The organism is Enterobacter sp. FW301-JW81, assembly GCF_058788735.1.
On the sequence record NZ_JBYTBA010000011.1, the window covers coordinates 1 to 15,461 of the forward strand.

General features: G+C 56.0%; 15 protein-coding genes. 3 read left to right on the top strand and 12 right to left on the bottom strand.

Translation table 11 applies throughout. The features are described from left to right. Positions 1-137: 137 nt before the first annotated feature. Genes hemG through pepQ form a run of 4 tightly spaced genes read right to left on the bottom strand, consistent with a single transcriptional unit; the run spans position 138 to position 4,130 of the window. Positions 138-683 (bottom strand): menaquinone-dependent protoporphyrinogen IX dehydrogenase, encoded by a 546-nt coding sequence (gene hemG, locus AC3WOK_RS22770; protein WP_047345430.1) that lies wholly within the window; start codon positions 681-683, stop codon positions 138-140. Between the two features lie 10 nt (positions 684-693). Then, positions 694-2,145 carry a Trk system potassium transporter TrkH gene (trkH, locus tag AC3WOK_RS22775; protein ID WP_023309600.1) on the bottom strand — a complete coding sequence of 484 codons (1,452 nt, stop codon included), beginning with the start codon at positions 2,143-2,145 and terminating at the stop codon, positions 694-696. A gap of 39 nt (positions 2,146-2,184) precedes the next feature. After that, complete coding sequence (locus AC3WOK_RS22780) at positions 2,185-2,799, bottom strand: IMPACT family protein (RefSeq protein WP_059311551.1); 615 nt, start codon at positions 2,797-2,799, stop codon at positions 2,185-2,187. Further along, entirely contained in the window at positions 2,799-4,130 is a 1,332-nt protein-coding gene (gene pepQ, locus AC3WOK_RS22785; protein ID WP_047345432.1) for a Xaa-Pro dipeptidase, read from the bottom strand. Before pepQ ends, AC3WOK_RS22780 begins: the two co-directional genes overlap by 1 nt. A gap of 190 nt (positions 4,131-4,320) precedes the next feature. Between pepQ and fadB the strand changes: the two genes are divergently transcribed. Further along, the gene (gene fadB, locus AC3WOK_RS22790) at positions 4,321-6,510 is read left to right on the top strand and encodes a fatty acid oxidation complex subunit alpha FadB (RefSeq protein WP_059311550.1); all 2,190 of its coding nucleotides are present in this window, start codon (positions 4,321-4,323) and stop codon (positions 6,508-6,510) included. 9 nt (positions 6,511-6,519) lie between these two features. Continuing rightward, positions 6,520-7,683 (top strand): acetyl-CoA C-acyltransferase FadA, encoded by a 1,164-nt coding sequence (gene fadA, locus AC3WOK_RS22795; RefSeq protein WP_059311549.1) that lies wholly within the window; start codon positions 6,520-6,522, stop codon positions 7,681-7,683. A gap of 161 nt (positions 7,684-7,844) precedes the next feature. Here fadA and fre read toward each other — a convergent pair whose 3' ends face one another. After that, a complete protein-coding gene (gene fre, locus AC3WOK_RS22800) occupies positions 7,845-8,546 on the bottom strand; it encodes an NAD(P)H-flavin reductase (protein ID WP_059311548.1) in 702 nt (233 codons plus the stop codon). A gap of 30 nt (positions 8,547-8,576) precedes the next feature. Further along, positions 8,577-10,082 carry a 4-hydroxy-3-polyprenylbenzoate decarboxylase gene (gene ubiD, locus AC3WOK_RS22805; RefSeq protein WP_047345435.1) on the bottom strand — a complete coding sequence of 502 codons (1,506 nt, stop codon included), beginning with the start codon at positions 10,080-10,082 and terminating at the stop codon, positions 8,577-8,579. A gap of 170 nt (positions 10,083-10,252) precedes the next feature. Here ubiD and rfaH point away from each other — a divergent pair, with 170 nt between their 5' ends. Then, positions 10,253-10,744, top strand: a complete 492-nt coding sequence (gene rfaH, locus AC3WOK_RS22810) for a transcription/translation regulatory transformer protein RfaH (RefSeq protein WP_059311547.1) — start codon at positions 10,253-10,255, stop codon at positions 10,742-10,744. On the opposite strand, the gene tatD is transcribed toward rfaH, so the two are convergent. From tatD to ubiJ, 6 genes are all read right to left on the bottom strand, one after another. Beyond that, positions 10,741-11,523: a 3'-5' ssDNA/RNA exonuclease TatD gene (gene tatD / locus AC3WOK_RS22815; protein WP_059311546.1), complete on the bottom strand. Its 783-nt coding sequence runs from the start codon at positions 11,521-11,523 to the stop codon at positions 10,741-10,743. The genes rfaH and tatD overlap by 4 nt on opposite strands. Before the next feature lie 41 nt (positions 11,524-11,564). Beyond that, a complete protein-coding gene (gene tatC, locus AC3WOK_RS22820; protein ID WP_047345438.1) occupies positions 11,565-12,335 on the bottom strand; it encodes a Sec-independent protein translocase subunit TatC in 771 nt (256 codons plus the stop codon). A 2-nt stretch (positions 12,336-12,337) separates the two neighbouring features. Further along, positions 12,338-12,880, bottom strand: a complete 543-nt coding sequence (gene tatB, locus AC3WOK_RS22825; protein WP_047345439.1) for a Sec-independent protein translocase protein TatB — start codon at positions 12,878-12,880, stop codon at positions 12,338-12,340. Positions 12,881-12,883: 3 nt separating this feature from the next. Then, positions 12,884-13,138: a Sec-independent protein translocase subunit TatA gene (gene tatA / locus AC3WOK_RS22830; protein WP_047345440.1), complete on the bottom strand. Its 255-nt coding sequence runs from the start codon at positions 13,136-13,138 to the stop codon at positions 12,884-12,886. 74 nt (positions 13,139-13,212) lie between these two features. After that, positions 13,213-14,853: a ubiquinone biosynthesis regulatory protein kinase UbiB gene (gene ubiB / locus AC3WOK_RS22835; RefSeq protein WP_447856487.1), complete on the bottom strand. Its 1,641-nt coding sequence runs from the start codon at positions 14,851-14,853 to the stop codon at positions 13,213-13,215. After that, positions 14,850-15,455 carry a ubiquinone biosynthesis protein UbiJ gene (ubiJ, locus tag AC3WOK_RS22840; protein WP_492355147.1) on the bottom strand — a complete coding sequence of 202 codons (606 nt, stop codon included), beginning with the start codon at positions 15,453-15,455 and terminating at the stop codon, positions 14,850-14,852. The genes ubiB and ubiJ overlap by 4 nt, the downstream gene beginning before the upstream one ends. Positions 15,456-15,461 lie beyond the last annotated feature (6 nt).

Here is a 15,461-nt window from a genome sequence, read left to right on the forward strand (position 1 = left end):
TTCGCTTTTCTCTGCTGACCCGGCGGCGTGTGTGCCGTTGTTCCGTGTCAGTGGAGGCGCATTATAGGGAGTTATTCTTAAGTGACAAGCACAAAATACAAAAAACTTTTCGTTCGCTCACTTTTCAAACTTAACGCTTATTTAAGTCGCGAATTGCCCGTTAAATGCGCGATTTCCCGAGCGAAACTGGCCACCTGCGACCAGTCGGTATAAACCACTTCTTTACGCGTATCGGTTTCGCCCCCCGTCATCTTCATAATCAGGCGGATCATGAAGCGGTCATACCAGCGATAGCGAGGGTAGCGCAGCGCGCCGGCAAAAACGGCGCACAGGTCTGGCTGCCACGGCGAGCTGAGTAAAAACTTGCGCGTGTAGCTGTTGGTCTGCGGCGTACGCTTCTCTGCTTTACGCGCGACCAGATTGACCGAGTAAAACGCACCGGGCAATTTGCTGAGCACCGCCGTGTGCTTTTTCACAAAGCGGTCCAGCGCCGGATGGAAATGCCCGTAACGAATTGACGCGCCAATCACCACGCGGTCGTAATCCTGCCAGGCAATCTGCTCTGCGCGATTCAGGTTTACCACATCCGAGTAAATACCCAGCTCTTTTAATTCCGATGCCAGATACGCGGCAATTTCACGCGTCTGCCCGTCTCGGGTAGAGAAAAGAATCAGTGTTTTCATCAACGGCTCCTTACTCGCGCCAGAATGTAGGGGTGAACAGCACCAGCAGCGTAAAGACCTCAAGACGACCAAACAGCATATTGGCGATGAGGATCCATTTCGCGACCGGGTTCATGCTGGCAAAGTTATCCGCCACAACCCCCAGACCAGGCCCGAGGTTGTTCAATGTTGCTACGACGGACGCAAAGGCGGAGAAATCATCCACCCCCGTCGCGATAATCGCCAGCATACTGACGATAAAGACCAGCGCATACGCAGAGAAGAACCCCCACACCGCTTCGAGGATACGTTCCGGCAGCGCGCGGTTACCCAGTTTGATGCTGTAGACCGCGTTCGGGTGAACCAGACGTTTTAGCTCACGGTTGCCCTGCTTGAACAGCAGCAGAATACGAATCACCTTCAGGCCACCGCCCGTGGAGCCCGCACAGCCGCCGATAAACGCGGAACACAGCAGGAGCACCGGCAAGAACAGCGGCCAGCGCGCAATGCTGTCCGTGGTAAACCCGGCGGTCGTCGCCATCGATACCACCTGGAAGAACGCCTGGTTTAGGGTCGTCAGCGCCGAGTTATAAACGTCGTGGAACCACAGCACCAGGGTACAGATGATGACCAGCGTAAGCTGGACACCAATAAACATGCGGAACTCCGGATCGCGCCAGTACACCTTCAGGCTGCGCCCGCTCAGTAAAGAGAAGTGCAGACCATAGTTACAGCCGGAGATCAGCAGGAAAATCGCAATGATGGTATTGATCGTTGGGCTGTCGAAGTAGCCCACGCTGGCATCGTGGGTGGAGAACCCGCCGATGGCAATCGTCGCAAAGCTGTGCCCTATAGCATCAAAAGCAGGCATCCCGGCGAACCACAGCGCCAGCGCACAGGCGACCGTCAGCAAGACATAAATCAGCCACAGGGTTTTCGCCGTCTCGGCAATGCGAGGCCGCATTTTGTTGTCTTTCAGCGGTCCGGGCATTTCGGCGCGATAGAGCTGCATACCACCGACGCCCAGAATAGGCAGGATGGCCACGGCCAGGACGATGATCCCCATACCACCGAACCACTGCAGCATCTGGCGATAAAAGAGAATCGCGTGCGGTAGCGAATCCAGGCCCACCAGCGTCGTCGCCCCGGTCGTCGTTAAACCCGAGAACGATTCAAAAAAGGCATCCGTGATGCTCAGGTTAGGCTGTTCAGAGAAGATAAAGGGCAGCGAACCGACACTTCCCAGTACCGTCCAGAACAGGACCACAATCAGAAAGCCCTCGCGAGATTTCAGCTCACCTTTCTGACGACGGTTTGGCCACCACAGCAGCGAGCCAATCGCCAGCGCGACAAAGAAGGTCTGGGTAAATGCCCGCCCCGCGCCATCCCGGTAGATAAGCGCCACCAGTCCAGGGAGAATCATCGTCCCGGAAAAGAGTATGACCAGCAGTCCAACGATTCGGGTTATGGCACGAAAATGCATCTCTGCCGCTTCCTTTGGTATTCAAAAGTGAGGTGGGGATTATTCTTCAATCGGCAGCAATTGCAACGAACCACGACTAAAATCAGCCAGTTTTGCTGAAAAAGCAGCCAGTTCCGCCTGAGGAAGCGCCACGCGTAATTGCACCATTGCCTGATATTCACTGTGTGCGATGACGCCGTTAAACTGCTTCAGCAACGTTTCGATGCCGGATAACTGGGAGTAATCACACAGTAAAGTATATTCGGTGAGCGGCGTTTTGCGGGTCGTTATGAGTATATTCAACGCCTGCTGAACCCCTCCGCCATACGCTTTAACCAGCCCACCCGTACCTAATAAAATGCCGCCGTAGTAGCGCACCACCACGGCGGTAATTTCACCCACACCGCTGCCCATCAGCTGGGAGAGCATGGGTTTACCGGCCGTTCCTGCCGGTTCACCGTCGTCGGAAAACCCCAATTGCTGCGAATCGTCCGGCGGCCCAGCCACCCACGCCACGCAGTGGTGGCGTGCGTCAGGATGCTCAGCCCGGACGGACTCGACAAACGCCTTTGCCGCCTCTACGCCATCGGTATGCGCCAGCAGCGTAATAAAGCGGCTTTTCTTGATTTCCTCAACAAAGGTGACCGGTTCAGCCGGTATCAGCCAGCTTTCCATCAGGCCAGCTTCTGGTCTCGCGTCATGTTCTCGATACCGTTTTCGTGCACCACAACGTTATCTTCGATGCGAATCCCGCCAAACGGCTTAAGCGCGTCAATTTTTTCCCAGTTGAAGTGCTTGCTGAACTGACCTTCACGCCACGGCGCCAGCAGGGATTCGATAAAGTAGATCCCCGGTTCAATCGTTAGCACCATACGCGGCTCAAGAATACGGGTGCAGCGCAGGTAAGGATATTTAGACGGTGCCGCCAGATGCGTACCGGTATCATCCTGCATAAAGCCCGCAACGTCGTGAACCTGCAGGCCCAGCGGGTGACCAATACCGTGCGGCATGAATGGCCCGGTCAGATCGTTCTCGACCATCGCCTCTTCGCTCATGTCTTTCACAATCTGATGCTTACGCAGCAGCTTCGCGATGCGCTGATGGAACTGGATGTGGTAATCCACATAGCTGGTGCCCGCTTTCATGGTGCCAATAAGCGCCAGCTGTTCATCGTTCACGTCTTTAATAAGCTGCGCGAAATCGGTATCCGCATTCGCCGCCCAGGTACGGGTAAGGTCTGCCGCGTAACCGTTGTACTCGGCACCTGCGTCAAGCAGGAAGCTGCGCATCTCAGACGGTACATGGTGATCGAGTTTGGTGTAATGCAGGACGGAAGCATGCTCGTTTAGCGCAACAATATTGCTGTACGGCACGTCGGTATCGCGATGGCCTGTCGCGGTCAGGTAAGCCAGGTTGATGTCGAACTCGCTCATACCCGACTGGAACGCTTCGTGCGCGGCGCGGTGGCCATTCACCGCCGTTTTTTGCGCTTCACGCATGCAGTAAAGTTCGTAGTCGGTTTTATACGCGCGGTAATAGTGCAGGTAATCCAGCACCCCTTTCGGGTTCAGTTTGTCTGCCGGAATATCGAGGCCCAGCGCACGCTCCGGAACAGGGCCAATATAGGCGATGTTGCCGCGCGCGGCTGGCAGCTGGCTGCCAATGCCGTCGGCTTTTGGCAACGCAATGACATCCACTTCTTCCGTCCAGAAAGAGGTCGGCAGCGGCTCAACGTTGTGCCAGTAATCAACCGGCAGGTAGAACCACAGTTTCGGCTTATTCACGCCATCGACCAGCAGCCAGCAATTTGGAACCTGAGTCACCGGCACCCAGGCTTTAAACTGCGGGTTCACCTTAAACGGGTAAGCGTGATCGTCGAGAAAGGTATTCATCAGCTCGCCAGAGTGGATCAACAGCGCATCCAGCTTAAAGCGGGCCAGTACATCGCGGGTACGTTCCTGTAGGGTAACGATATGATTTTTATAAAGCGAAGCCAGTGAGTCCATCATTCTTCCTTTCGTTTTTTTGACCTCAAGTCATCGCATCTTAGCACACCTCACTCCTGCTGCGTGATTTCCACCGACCGTGATCAATGCAGCAATTTCTTAATGAGTAATTTGCATTTTATTAACATAAATCCCACACTCCGACTCATCTGGTATGACCAGATCCACTTGATGGATTCAGGAGACTGACATGCTTTACAAAGGCGACACCCTGTACCTCAACTGGCTGGAAGATGGCATTGCCGAACTGGTGTTCGATGCCCCCGGCTCAGTGAACAAGCTTGATACCGCGACGGTGGCCAGTCTTGGCCAGGCGCTGGATATACTTGAAAAACAACCTGAATTAAAAGGGCTGCTGCTGCGCTCGAACAAAGCGGCCTTTATTGTCGGTGCCGATATCACCGAATTCCTCTCGCTCTTCCTGGTGCCTGAAGAACAGCTGAGCCAGTGGCTGCACTTTGCGAACAGCGTCTTTAACCGTCTGGAAGATCTGCCCGTCCCGACCATTTCCGCCGTTAACGGCTACGCGCTGGGCGGTGGCTGCGAATGCGTGTTAGCCACGGATTACCGTCTGGCGACGCCGGACCTGCGCATTGGCCTGCCGGAAACGAAGCTGGGTATCATGCCGGGCTTTGGCGGCTCCGTGCGTATGCCGCGCATGCTGGGTGCCGACAGCGCACTTGAGATCATTGCCGCAGGTAAAGACGTCGGTGCAGAACAGGCGCAGAAAATCGGCCTGGTCGACGGCGTCGTTAAACCAGAGAAGCTTGTTGAAGGCGCTGTCGCCATTTTACGTCAGGCGATTAACGGCGATCTCGACTGGAAAGCGAAACGCCAGCCGAAGCTGGAACCGTTAAAACTCAGCAAGATTGAAGCCACCATGAGCTTCACCATCGCCAAAGGCATGGTGATGCAGACGGCAGGTAAACACTATCCTGCGCCCATCACCGCGGTAAAAACCATCGAAGCAGCCGCCCGCCTTGGTCGCGACGACGCGCTGAAGCTTGAAAACCAGAGCTTTGTTCCGCTGGCGCACACCAATGAAGCTCGCGCGCTGGTCGGTATCTTCCTCAACGATCAGTTCGTGAAAGGAAAAGCCAAACAGCTGACCAAAAACGTTGAGACGCCAAAACACGCGGCGGTACTCGGCGCCGGCATTATGGGTGGCGGCATCGCCTACCAGTCGGCCTGGAAAGGCGTGCCGGTAGTGATGAAAGACATCAGCGAGAAATCCCTGACGCTGGGCATGACCGAAGCGGCCAAGCTGCTGAATAAACAGCTGGAACGCGGCAAAATTGACGGACTTAAGCTCTCCGGAGTGATCTCAACGATCCAGCCAACGCTGGAATACACCGGTTTCGACCGCGTGGACGTAGTCGTTGAAGCCGTAGTTGAAAACCCGAAAGTCAAAAAAGCGGTGCTGGCGGAAACGGAAGACAAGGTGCGTCCTGGCACGGTGCTGGCGTCTAACACCTCGACCATTCCAATCAGCGAACTGGCGAGCGTGCTGAAGCGTCCGGAAAACTTCTGCGGGATGCACTTCTTCAACCCGGTACACCGTATGCCGCTGGTCGAGGTGATCCGCGGGGAAAAAACCTCTGACGAAACCATTGCTAAAGTGGTGGCGTGGGCGAGCAAGATGGGTAAAACGCCGATCGTGGTGAACGACTGCCCGGGCTTCTTCGTCAACCGCGTCCTGTTCCCTTACTTCGCCGGTTTCAGCCAGCTGCTGCGCGACGGCGCGGACTTCCGCAAAATCGACAAAGTGATGGAAAAACAGTTCGGCTGGCCGATGGGTCCGGCGTATCTGCTGGATGTGGTCGGCATTGATACCGCCCACCACGCTCAGGCTGTTATGGCGGCGGGCTTCCCGCAGCGCATGCAGAAAGATTATCGCGACGCGATTGACGCCCTGTTCGACGCCAACCGCTTCGGTCAGAAAAACGGCCTGGGCTTCTGGCGCTATAAAGAAGACAGCAAAGGCAAACCGAAGAAAGAAGAAGATGCCGTGGTGGATGGCCTGCTGGCCGACTTCAGTCAGCCGAAGCGCGACTTCACCGACGATGAAATCATTGCCCGCATGATGATCCCGATGATCAACGAAGTGGTGCGTTGCCTCGAAGAAGGCATCATCGCCAGCCCGGCAGAAGCCGACATGGCGCTGGTGTACGGCCTGGGCTTCCCTCCGTTCCACGGCGGCGCGTTCCGCTGGCTGGACACCCTCGGCAGCGCCCGCTATCTCGATATGGCTCAGCAGTATCAGCACCTCGGCCCGCTTTATGAGGTGCCGGAAGGGCTGCGCAACAAAGCGCGCCATAACGAACCCTACTATCCAGCAGTTGAGCCAGCCCGTCCGGTTGGCGAGCTGAAAACGGCTTAAGGAGTCACAATGGAAAAGGTTGTCATTGTTGATGCGATTCGCACCCCGATGGGCCGTTCAAAAGGCGGTGCATTCCGTAACGTGCGTGCGGAAGATCTCTCCGCGCATCTGATGCGTAGCCTGCTGGCGCGTAATCCGGCGCTGGATCCTGCTGCGCTCGACGATATTTACTGGGGTTGCGTGCAGCAGACCCTGGAGCAGGGCTTCAACATTGCCCGTAACGCGTCGCTGCTCGCGGAGATCCCGCATTCGGTTCCGGCCGTTACCGTTAACCGTCTGTGTGGTTCATCCATGCAGGCGCTGCACGATGCGGCGCGCATGATCATGACCGGCGATGCGCAGGCCTGCCTGGTCGGCGGCGTGGAGCACATGGGCCACGTGCCGATGAGCCACGGGGTTGATTTCCACCCGGGCATGAGCCGTAACGTGGCGAAAGCGGCAGGGATGATGGGCCTCACCGCTGAGATGCTCTCCCGCCTCCATGGCATTAGCCGTGAAATGCAGGATACCTTCGCCGCCCGCTCTCACGCTCGCGCATGGGCTGCAACGCAGTCCGGCGCCTTTAAAAACGAGATCATCCCTACCGGCGGCCACGATGCTGACGGCGTTCTGAAGCAGTTCAGCTACGACGAAGTGATCCGCCCGGAAACCACCGTAGAAGCGCTTTCCACCCTGCGCCCTGCGTTTGATCCGGTCACCGGGACGGTCACGGCAGGTACCTCGTCGGCGCTGTCCGACGGTGCCGCCGCGATGCTGGTGATGAGCGAAAGCCGCGCTCGCGAGCTGGGGTTAACGCCTCGCGCCCGCGTGCGTTCGATGGCGGTCGTGGGCTGCGACCCTTCGATCATGGGCTACGGCCCGGTTCCGGCGTCGAAGCTGGCGCTGAAAAAAGCGGGATTAACCGCCAGCGACATCGACCTGTTTGAGATGAACGAAGCGTTCGCCGCGCAGATCCTGCCGTGCATTAAAGATCTGGGGCTGATGGAGCAGATCGACGAGAAGATTAACCTCAACGGCGGAGCGATCGCCCTCGGTCACCCGCTGGGCTGCTCCGGGGCGCGTATCAGCACCACGCTGATTAACCTGATGGAACGCAAAGATGCCCAGTTTGGTCTGGCAACGATGTGTATCGGGCTGGGTCAGGGTATCGCGACAGTGTTTGAGAGAGTGTAAGGCTATAACGTAGGCCCGATAAGCATCGCGCCATCGGGCTTTTGCCGGGAGGCGCTGCGCTTTCCCGGCCTACGAGAGGTATCTCACCGCCATTGGCTTCACGGGCGTTGAGAAAGAGTTTAGTTGCCGTTCTTCCCGCCTGTCAGGGGCGGGTTTTTTATTTAAATGAAGGCAAACGCATCGCCGAACAGACGGTCTTCACGCGCGTCACGTTCGTTACAGAACAGGTCGCGGGCAATTTTCGCCATCTCAAAACGGCCAGCGATATAGATGTCGTGCCCTGCCAGCGTGCCATGATCCTGCAGTACCGCCGTCAGCACCGTTCCGCTACGCCCACGCCAGCCCTCTTCCGGCTGCTCAACCACCGGCTCAATGCGCAGGTTAGGATGGGTTACGCTCAGCGCTTCCAGCTCAGAGAGGTCATACAGATGTTTCTCTTCGCGGCCACCCCAGTAAATGGTGATATCACGGTCCGGATTACGCGCCAGGGCGGTCAAAAGAATAGAGCGCACATACGAGAAGCCAGTGCCGCCAGCGATCAGGATCAGTGGACGGTCTTCGTCATCGCGTAGCCACGCCTCACCGTGTGGAATATCCACCACGATTTCGCGTTCCTTCAGGATCCGATCCATCACCGCCATCGCATACAGGTTAAGCTCTGACGCACCAATATGAAGCTCAATAAAATCCTGCTCCGCTGGCGTTGAGGCCATAGAGAAAGGACGCTTATCACGCTCATCCATCACAACCATTAAGTACTGACCAGCGCGGAAAGAGAATGGCGCTTCTGGCACTAAACGGACGCGATATACGGTGTCGGTGATGGCATCTACCGAGGTCACTTTACAGCTTAAGGTTGTCATTCGCTCTCTCTGTCGGGAAGTCTATAGGGCTTAACGGTCAGATTCAGGCTTACCGTTACTCATTATGGCCAGTTCGTCCCAGATCGCGTCAATTCGCGCGGTCACGGCAGGATCTTTTTTGATCGGGCGACCCCATTCACGGTCGGTTTCGCCGGGCCATTTATTTGTGGCATCCAGTCCCATTTTTGAGCCAAGGCCGGAAACCGGCGAGGCAAAATCCAGGTAATCTATCGGCGTGTTTTCGACTAACACCGTATCACGCGCCGGGTCCATTCGGGTGGTAATGGCCCAAATGACGTCATTCCAGTCGCGGGCGTTAACGTCATCATCGCAGACAATAACAAATTTGGTATACATAAACTGGCGCAGGAAAGACCATACGCCCATCATTACGCGTTTAGCGTGGCCAGGATACTGTTTCTTCATCGTGACCACCGCCATGCGATACGAGCATCCTTCAGGCGGCAGATAGAAATCTACGATTTCCGGGAACTGTTTTTGCAGGATCGGCACAAACACTTCATTCAGCGCCACGCCCAGTACCGCGGGTTCGTCCGGTGGACGTCCGGTATACGTGGAGTGATAAATCGCATCTTCACGCTGCGTAATGTGCGTCACGGTAAACACCGGGAAGTTATCCACTTCGTTGTAATAGCCGGTGTGGTCACCGTAGGGACCTTCCGGTGCCAGTTCACCCTGCTCAATGTAACCTTCCAGCACAATTTCGGCACTGGCCGGAACTTCAAGATCGTTAGAGATACACTTCACGACTTCCGTTTTGGTCCCGCGCAGCAGGCCTGCAAACGCATATTCAGAGAGCGTATCGGGTACGGGCGTTACCGCCCCGAGAATGGTGGCCGGATCGGCACCTAGCGCAACTGAAACCGGGAAACGTTCACCAGGATGCGCAGCGCACCACTCCTGGAAATCCAGCGCGCCGCCGCGATGCGACAGCCAGCGCATGATGAGCTTATTCTTGCCAATCAACTGCTGGCGGTAAATACCCAGATTCTGGCGCTCTTTGTGCGGGCCGCGCGTCACGGTGAGCCCCCAGGTGATCAGCGGAGCGGCATCTTCAGGCCAGCACTGCATAATAGGGATTTTAGTCAAATCAACCGCATCGCCTTCCAGCACTTTCTGCTGGCACGGCGCGCCGCGCAGGCGTTTGGTAGGCATGTTCAGCACCTGCTTAAACTGCGGCAGTTTGTCGAACAGATCGCGGAAGCCTTTCGGTGGCTCCGGCTCTTTCAGAAACGCCAGCAGTTTACCCACTTCGCGCAGCGCCGTGACGTCCTCCTGCCCCATCCCCAGTGCGACACGACGCGGTGTCCCAAACAGGTTGCACAGCACCGGCATTGAGTAACCTTTCGGATTTTCAAACAGTAATGCGGGGCCACCGGCACGCAGGGTGCGGTCAGCTATTTCTGTCATCTCCAGATAAGGATCAACAGGAAGTGTAATGCGTTTGAGTTCACCCTGCTTTTCCAGCAGCGTCAGGAAGTCGCGGAGATCGTGGTATTTCATGCAGTTAATCATGGCCTCTCTGTAAGCGCTTCATTATACGGCGTAAGACTGCTTGATGCTGTAATTTTGTTAAACAAGCGTGAACTTATGCGTTCTGTTGCGTTTTCCCCCATTATAATCAACTTAGCGATCCCGCCAGGGTTTTGATATGCTTGCGCCCCGAACTAAGGGAAAGAGTGATTATGCAGGCCTGGTATTTACTGTATTGCAAACGCGGGCAACTTCAGCGCGCGCAGGAACATCTTGAACGTCAGTCTGTGAATTGCCTGACGCCCGTGATCACGCTTGAAAAGATGCAGCGCGGGAAGCGCACAACCGTGAGTGAGCCGTTATTCCCGAACTACCTGTTCGTGGAGTTCGACCCGGAGGTGATCCACACCACCACCATCAGCGCCACGCGCGGCGTCAGCCACTTTGTTCGTTTTGGTGCCCATCCGGCAACGGTTCCGTCGACGGTTATTCACCAGCTGTCAGTTTACCAACAGCCTGAAGGGATCACCGACCCGGAAACGCCTTACACGGGCGATTGCGTTGTCATTACGGAAGGCGCTTTTGAAGGCCTGCAGGCAATTTTTGCCGAGCCGGACGGTGAAGCCCGCTCCATGCTGTTGCTCAATCTGCTGAACAAGCAGGTGCTTCAGAGCGTTAAAAACACCGACTTCCGCAAAGTTTAAAAACCTATCCCGAACAAATTACGCACGTTGTCATCCGTCTGCGCGGAAAGCCAGTGCGGATCCTCTCCGCGCCACTTCGCTACGCTCTCAACAATGTGCCCCAGCCAGGCGGGCTCATTTCGCCGCGATGCCGGTTTGGGTTTCATATCGCGCGGCAGCAGATAAGGCGCATCGGTTTCAAAAAGCAGCCGGTCAGCCGGGATCGCGGGTAACAGTTCCCGAAGCTCAAGCCCGCGGCGCTCATCGCAAACCCAGCCGGTAATGCCCAGATAAAGCCCTCGCTTCAGGCAATCCAGCGCCTCCTGGCGAGAACCGGTGAAGCAGTGCAGCACCGCGCCGGGCAGTTTATTCAGCCACGGATCCAGCAGCGCCAGGAAACGCTCATGCGCGTCGCGGCAGTGCATAAATACGGGCATTTCAAGCTCTGCCGCCAGTGCAAGCTGGGCAGTGAACGCCTTTTCCTGCTCTTCAGGCGTAGAAAAGTTACGGTTGAAATCGAGACCGCATTCACCGATAGCCACAACGTCTGGCATCTTCGCCAGCCTGTGCAGGGTTTCGCTACTGTCCGGGGTCCACTGGCTGCTGTCATGAGGATGCACGCCAGCGGTAGACCAACAGCGATCGTAGCGTTGCGCCAGCTGCTGCGCCTGCTCGCTTTCATGCAGGTTGGTCCCCGTCAGCAGCAGTCCTTTCACCCCAGCCGCAAACGCACGCGCAACCACCTCATCGCGATCTTTCGCAAACTGCGGGCTGGTCAGGTTGAGTCCGATATCAAACATGCTAATCCCCATATAACAACCGCCCTGACGGGCGGCTGGTTTTACTCTTCAGTAGTCTTGTCGGACGTATCGTCTTCATCATCCGTTCGACGTCCTTTACCCACGTAGAAACGCGAGAAGAATACGCCGACTTCAAACAGGCAGTACATCGGTATGGCCAGCAGCGTTTGCGAGAACACATCTGGCGGCGTCAGCAGCATACCGACCACAAATGCGCCTACCAGGATATACGGACGCTTCTTACGCAGGTCATCCGGCGTGGTTACCCCTACCCAGCAAAGCAGCACAATGGCCACCGGCACTTCAAATGCCACGCCGAACGCCATAAACAGCGCCATGACAAAACTGAGGTAGCTGGCGATATCCGTCGACACCTGAACCCCTTCCGGCGCGGTGTGCGTGAGGAAGCCGAAGGCCAGCGGGAAGACAACAAAATAGGCAAACGCCATGCCGATATAGAACAGCAGGGAGCTGGAGACCAGCAGCGGGATCACCAGCTTGCGTTCATGCTTGTACAAGGCCGGCGCCACAAATGCCCAGACCTGATACAGAATGACCGGCGCAGAGGCAATCAGCGATACCCAAAAGGTAAGCTTGATGGGGGTAAAGAACGGAGAGGCCACGTCCGTCGCAATCATCGTTGCGCCCAGCGGCATCTGCTTGATCAACGGTGCAGAGACAACCTGGTAGATATCGTTGGCGAAATAGACCAGGCATAGAAAAATAACGAGAACCGCAATAATGCAGTTTAACAGGCGCTTACGCAGCTCAATGAGGTGCGTAATGAGCGGTTGAGTATCATCTACAGCCATGTTTACGCTTTATCACTCGACGAGGGGGATGATTCGGAAACAGGTGCGGCGGGCTTCGCCTCTGCCACTTTTATCGCGGGGTCTTCCGGCTGCGCCTGTTTTTTCACTTCAGTTTCCTGCGGCGTCTGTTCCGGCGCAGCAGCCTGATGTTCAGCGCTGGCTGGCGTTACGCCCTCACGCTGCTCCTCGCTGCCCTTCACCACCGGGTTATGGATGGTGTTCGCTTCATCGCTCGCTTTTTCAGGATCGTTAACGCTGTAGGAGCGCTTCATGGATTCCGCCGCTTCACGCAGTTCATCCATTGAGGCTTTCAGTTCCGGCGTCAGGTTATCCATGCTCGCCTTCTCAACCTTTTTCAGGCTTTCCTGAAATTCCTGCAGCTTAAGCTCCTGCGCCAGCTCATTCTGAACGGTCGATGCCAGCGATCTCAGCGCACGCACCCAGCCCGCAACAGTTTTCACTGCCACCGGCAGACGCTGCGGCCCCAACACGATCAGACCAATCACAAAGACCAGCAGCAGCTCACTAAAACCAATGTCGAACACGGCTTACACCTGCTCTTTATCGTGGCTTTTAGCGTCTTCCTTTTTGGCTTCTTCTTGCTTGTCGGAGATGGATTTAGCAGTAAAGTCAGCGTCCTGGCTGGTTTTATCCTGCTTACTCTCATCATCGCTCATCGCTTTCTTGAAGCCTTTGATAGACGCGCCCAGATCGGAACCAATAGAACCGAGCTTTTTGGTGCCAAACAGCAGCACGACGATGACGGCAATGATCAACAATTGCCAGATACTGATACCACCCATACATGTTCCTCAGGGATAGATGATTAATTAGTCAGGTCGCATTATACGTATGCGACCCGTCGAAGGCGATGAACTCAGCGCGTTTTTCGCCAGCCGGCCAGCCAGACCACGGCCCCGCCTGCCATCAGCCAGGCGGGCATCATCTGCCAGTCCGGACGGTTGATCAGCAGCAGCGTACCGCTCAGCAGCAGCGTTGCGCCAATCCCAAAGAGATAGCGTGACTGACCCTGACGAACGCGGCTGGACTGAAGCTCGCGGGCGATTTTATCCATACTGTGCTGAAGGTTTTTGCTCTGACGCAAACTGTCATAAACCAGTTCAGGAATTTCAGGCATTTTCTCTATCCAGAACGGGCCTTTCTCCTTCAGCGAGCGCACCAGCGCCGGAATGCCAACCTGATCCTTAATCCAGGATTCAAGGAAAGGTTTCGCGGTCTTCCACAAGTCTAACTGAGGATAGAGCTGTCGGCCTACACCCTCAACGTAAAGTAATGTTTTCTGAAGTAAAACTAGCTGCGGCTGGACTTCCATATTAAAGCGGCGAGCGGTGTTGAACAGGTTTAACAGCACGTGCCCGAAGGAGATTTCCGCCAGCGGTTTTTCAAAAATCGGTTCGCAAACGGTTCGGATCGCAAACTCGAATTCTTCGACGTTGGTGTCCGGCGGCACCCAGCCGGAATCGACGTGCAGCTCGGCCACCTTACGGTAGTCGCGGTTGAAGAAAGCGATGAAGTTCTCAGCCAGATAGCGTTTATCTTCTTTATTCAGCGACCCCACAATCCCGCAGTCGATACCAATATACTTCGGATCTTCAGGGTGCTCGTAGCTCACGAAGATATTGCCCGGGTGCATGTCCGCGTGGAAGAAGCTGTCGCGGAATACCTGGGTAAAGAAGACCTGTACGCCACGTTCGGCCAACAGCTTCATGTTCGTTCCCTGTTTTTCCAGGGCCACCACATCGGAGACGGGAATACCGTAGATGCGCTCCATTACCATCATGTTCTGGCTGCAGTAGTCAGAATAGACTTCAGGTACATAAAGCATCGGGCTGTTTTCAAAGTTGCGACGCAGCTGAATGGCGTTTGCCGACTCGCGCAGGAGGTTAAGCTCGTCAATCAGCGTTTTTTCATATTCCCGCACCACTTCCATCGGACGCAGACGGCGCCCGTCCGGCAGCAGACGCGGCACCCAGCGCGCCAGACGATAAATCAGCTTCATGTCTGCTTTGATGACGGGCAGGATGTCCGGACGAATGACTTTAATAACGACTTCTTTGCCGTTTTCTTTCAGACGCGCGGTGTGCACCTGCGCAATAGAGGCCGACGCCAGTGGCTGAATGTCGAAATCGTCAAACCAGGTCTCGACGGGAATATTTCCCATCGCCTCTTCAATTTGCTTTTTCGCGCGCGCGCCGTCAAACGGTGCGACGCGATCCTGCAGCATCGCGAGCTCATCAGCAATCAGAGGCGGGAAGAGATCGCGACGGGTCGAGAGCATCTGCCCGAACTTAATCCACACCGGACCCAGCTCCTGTAGCGCCAGGCGCAGACGCTCGCCCAGCGGCTGACCTTTATGACGATTGGGCATCCAGAACAGCATCCGCCGCCAGATACGAAGCGGCAGCGTGATACGCATTTTGGGGATAAGCTCGTCGAGCCCGTAGCTCAAAAAGGTGCGAATAATGAAATAGAGGCGCCGAATTTCACCAGGCGTCATTTGCCCTCCAGTTTTTCCAGCCGTTTGGTTAACGCATCAACCGCACGTTCAACAGCAGCGGTTTCTTCCGCAAACCACGCAACTTCCAGCGATCCGGGCGCCATTCGCCACTCCTCCGTCAGCACTTCCGCCGCATAGCGTTGCTGACGTTGAAAGCTTTTGCGCGCAAAGGATGCGCCGCCATGAAGGACTTTCCCGATGCCCTCGGCGGCAATGTCGCCGATAAAGGGTGCGAGCAGTTCTGCCGGGTCAAACTCAGCCAGATCGGTGAGCGCAACGAAGTTCTGCACGACCTGGATATCGCCTTCCACTTCCAGCTCACCGCTGCGGATAAGCGCCGTTAATTGCTGGCGATCGCGCAGTTTTGGCAGCACGCTGATGTGAGTGATGACCGAGCAGTCGGCTTCACCTTCCCACTCCCCCAGAACGTCAAGCTGGCGTTCGCTGAAGACCAGCACAAGCGGCGTCGAGAACTCTTTTAAAACAATACGTAATACCTTCCCGTTCAGCCGCTGACGTGCGGCTTTCAGCGCCGGAGCGCGATACAGAAAAGCGTTCAGTACATTCTCGATGCCTGCGGAGACTAAGGGTTTAAAGGGCACGGGACA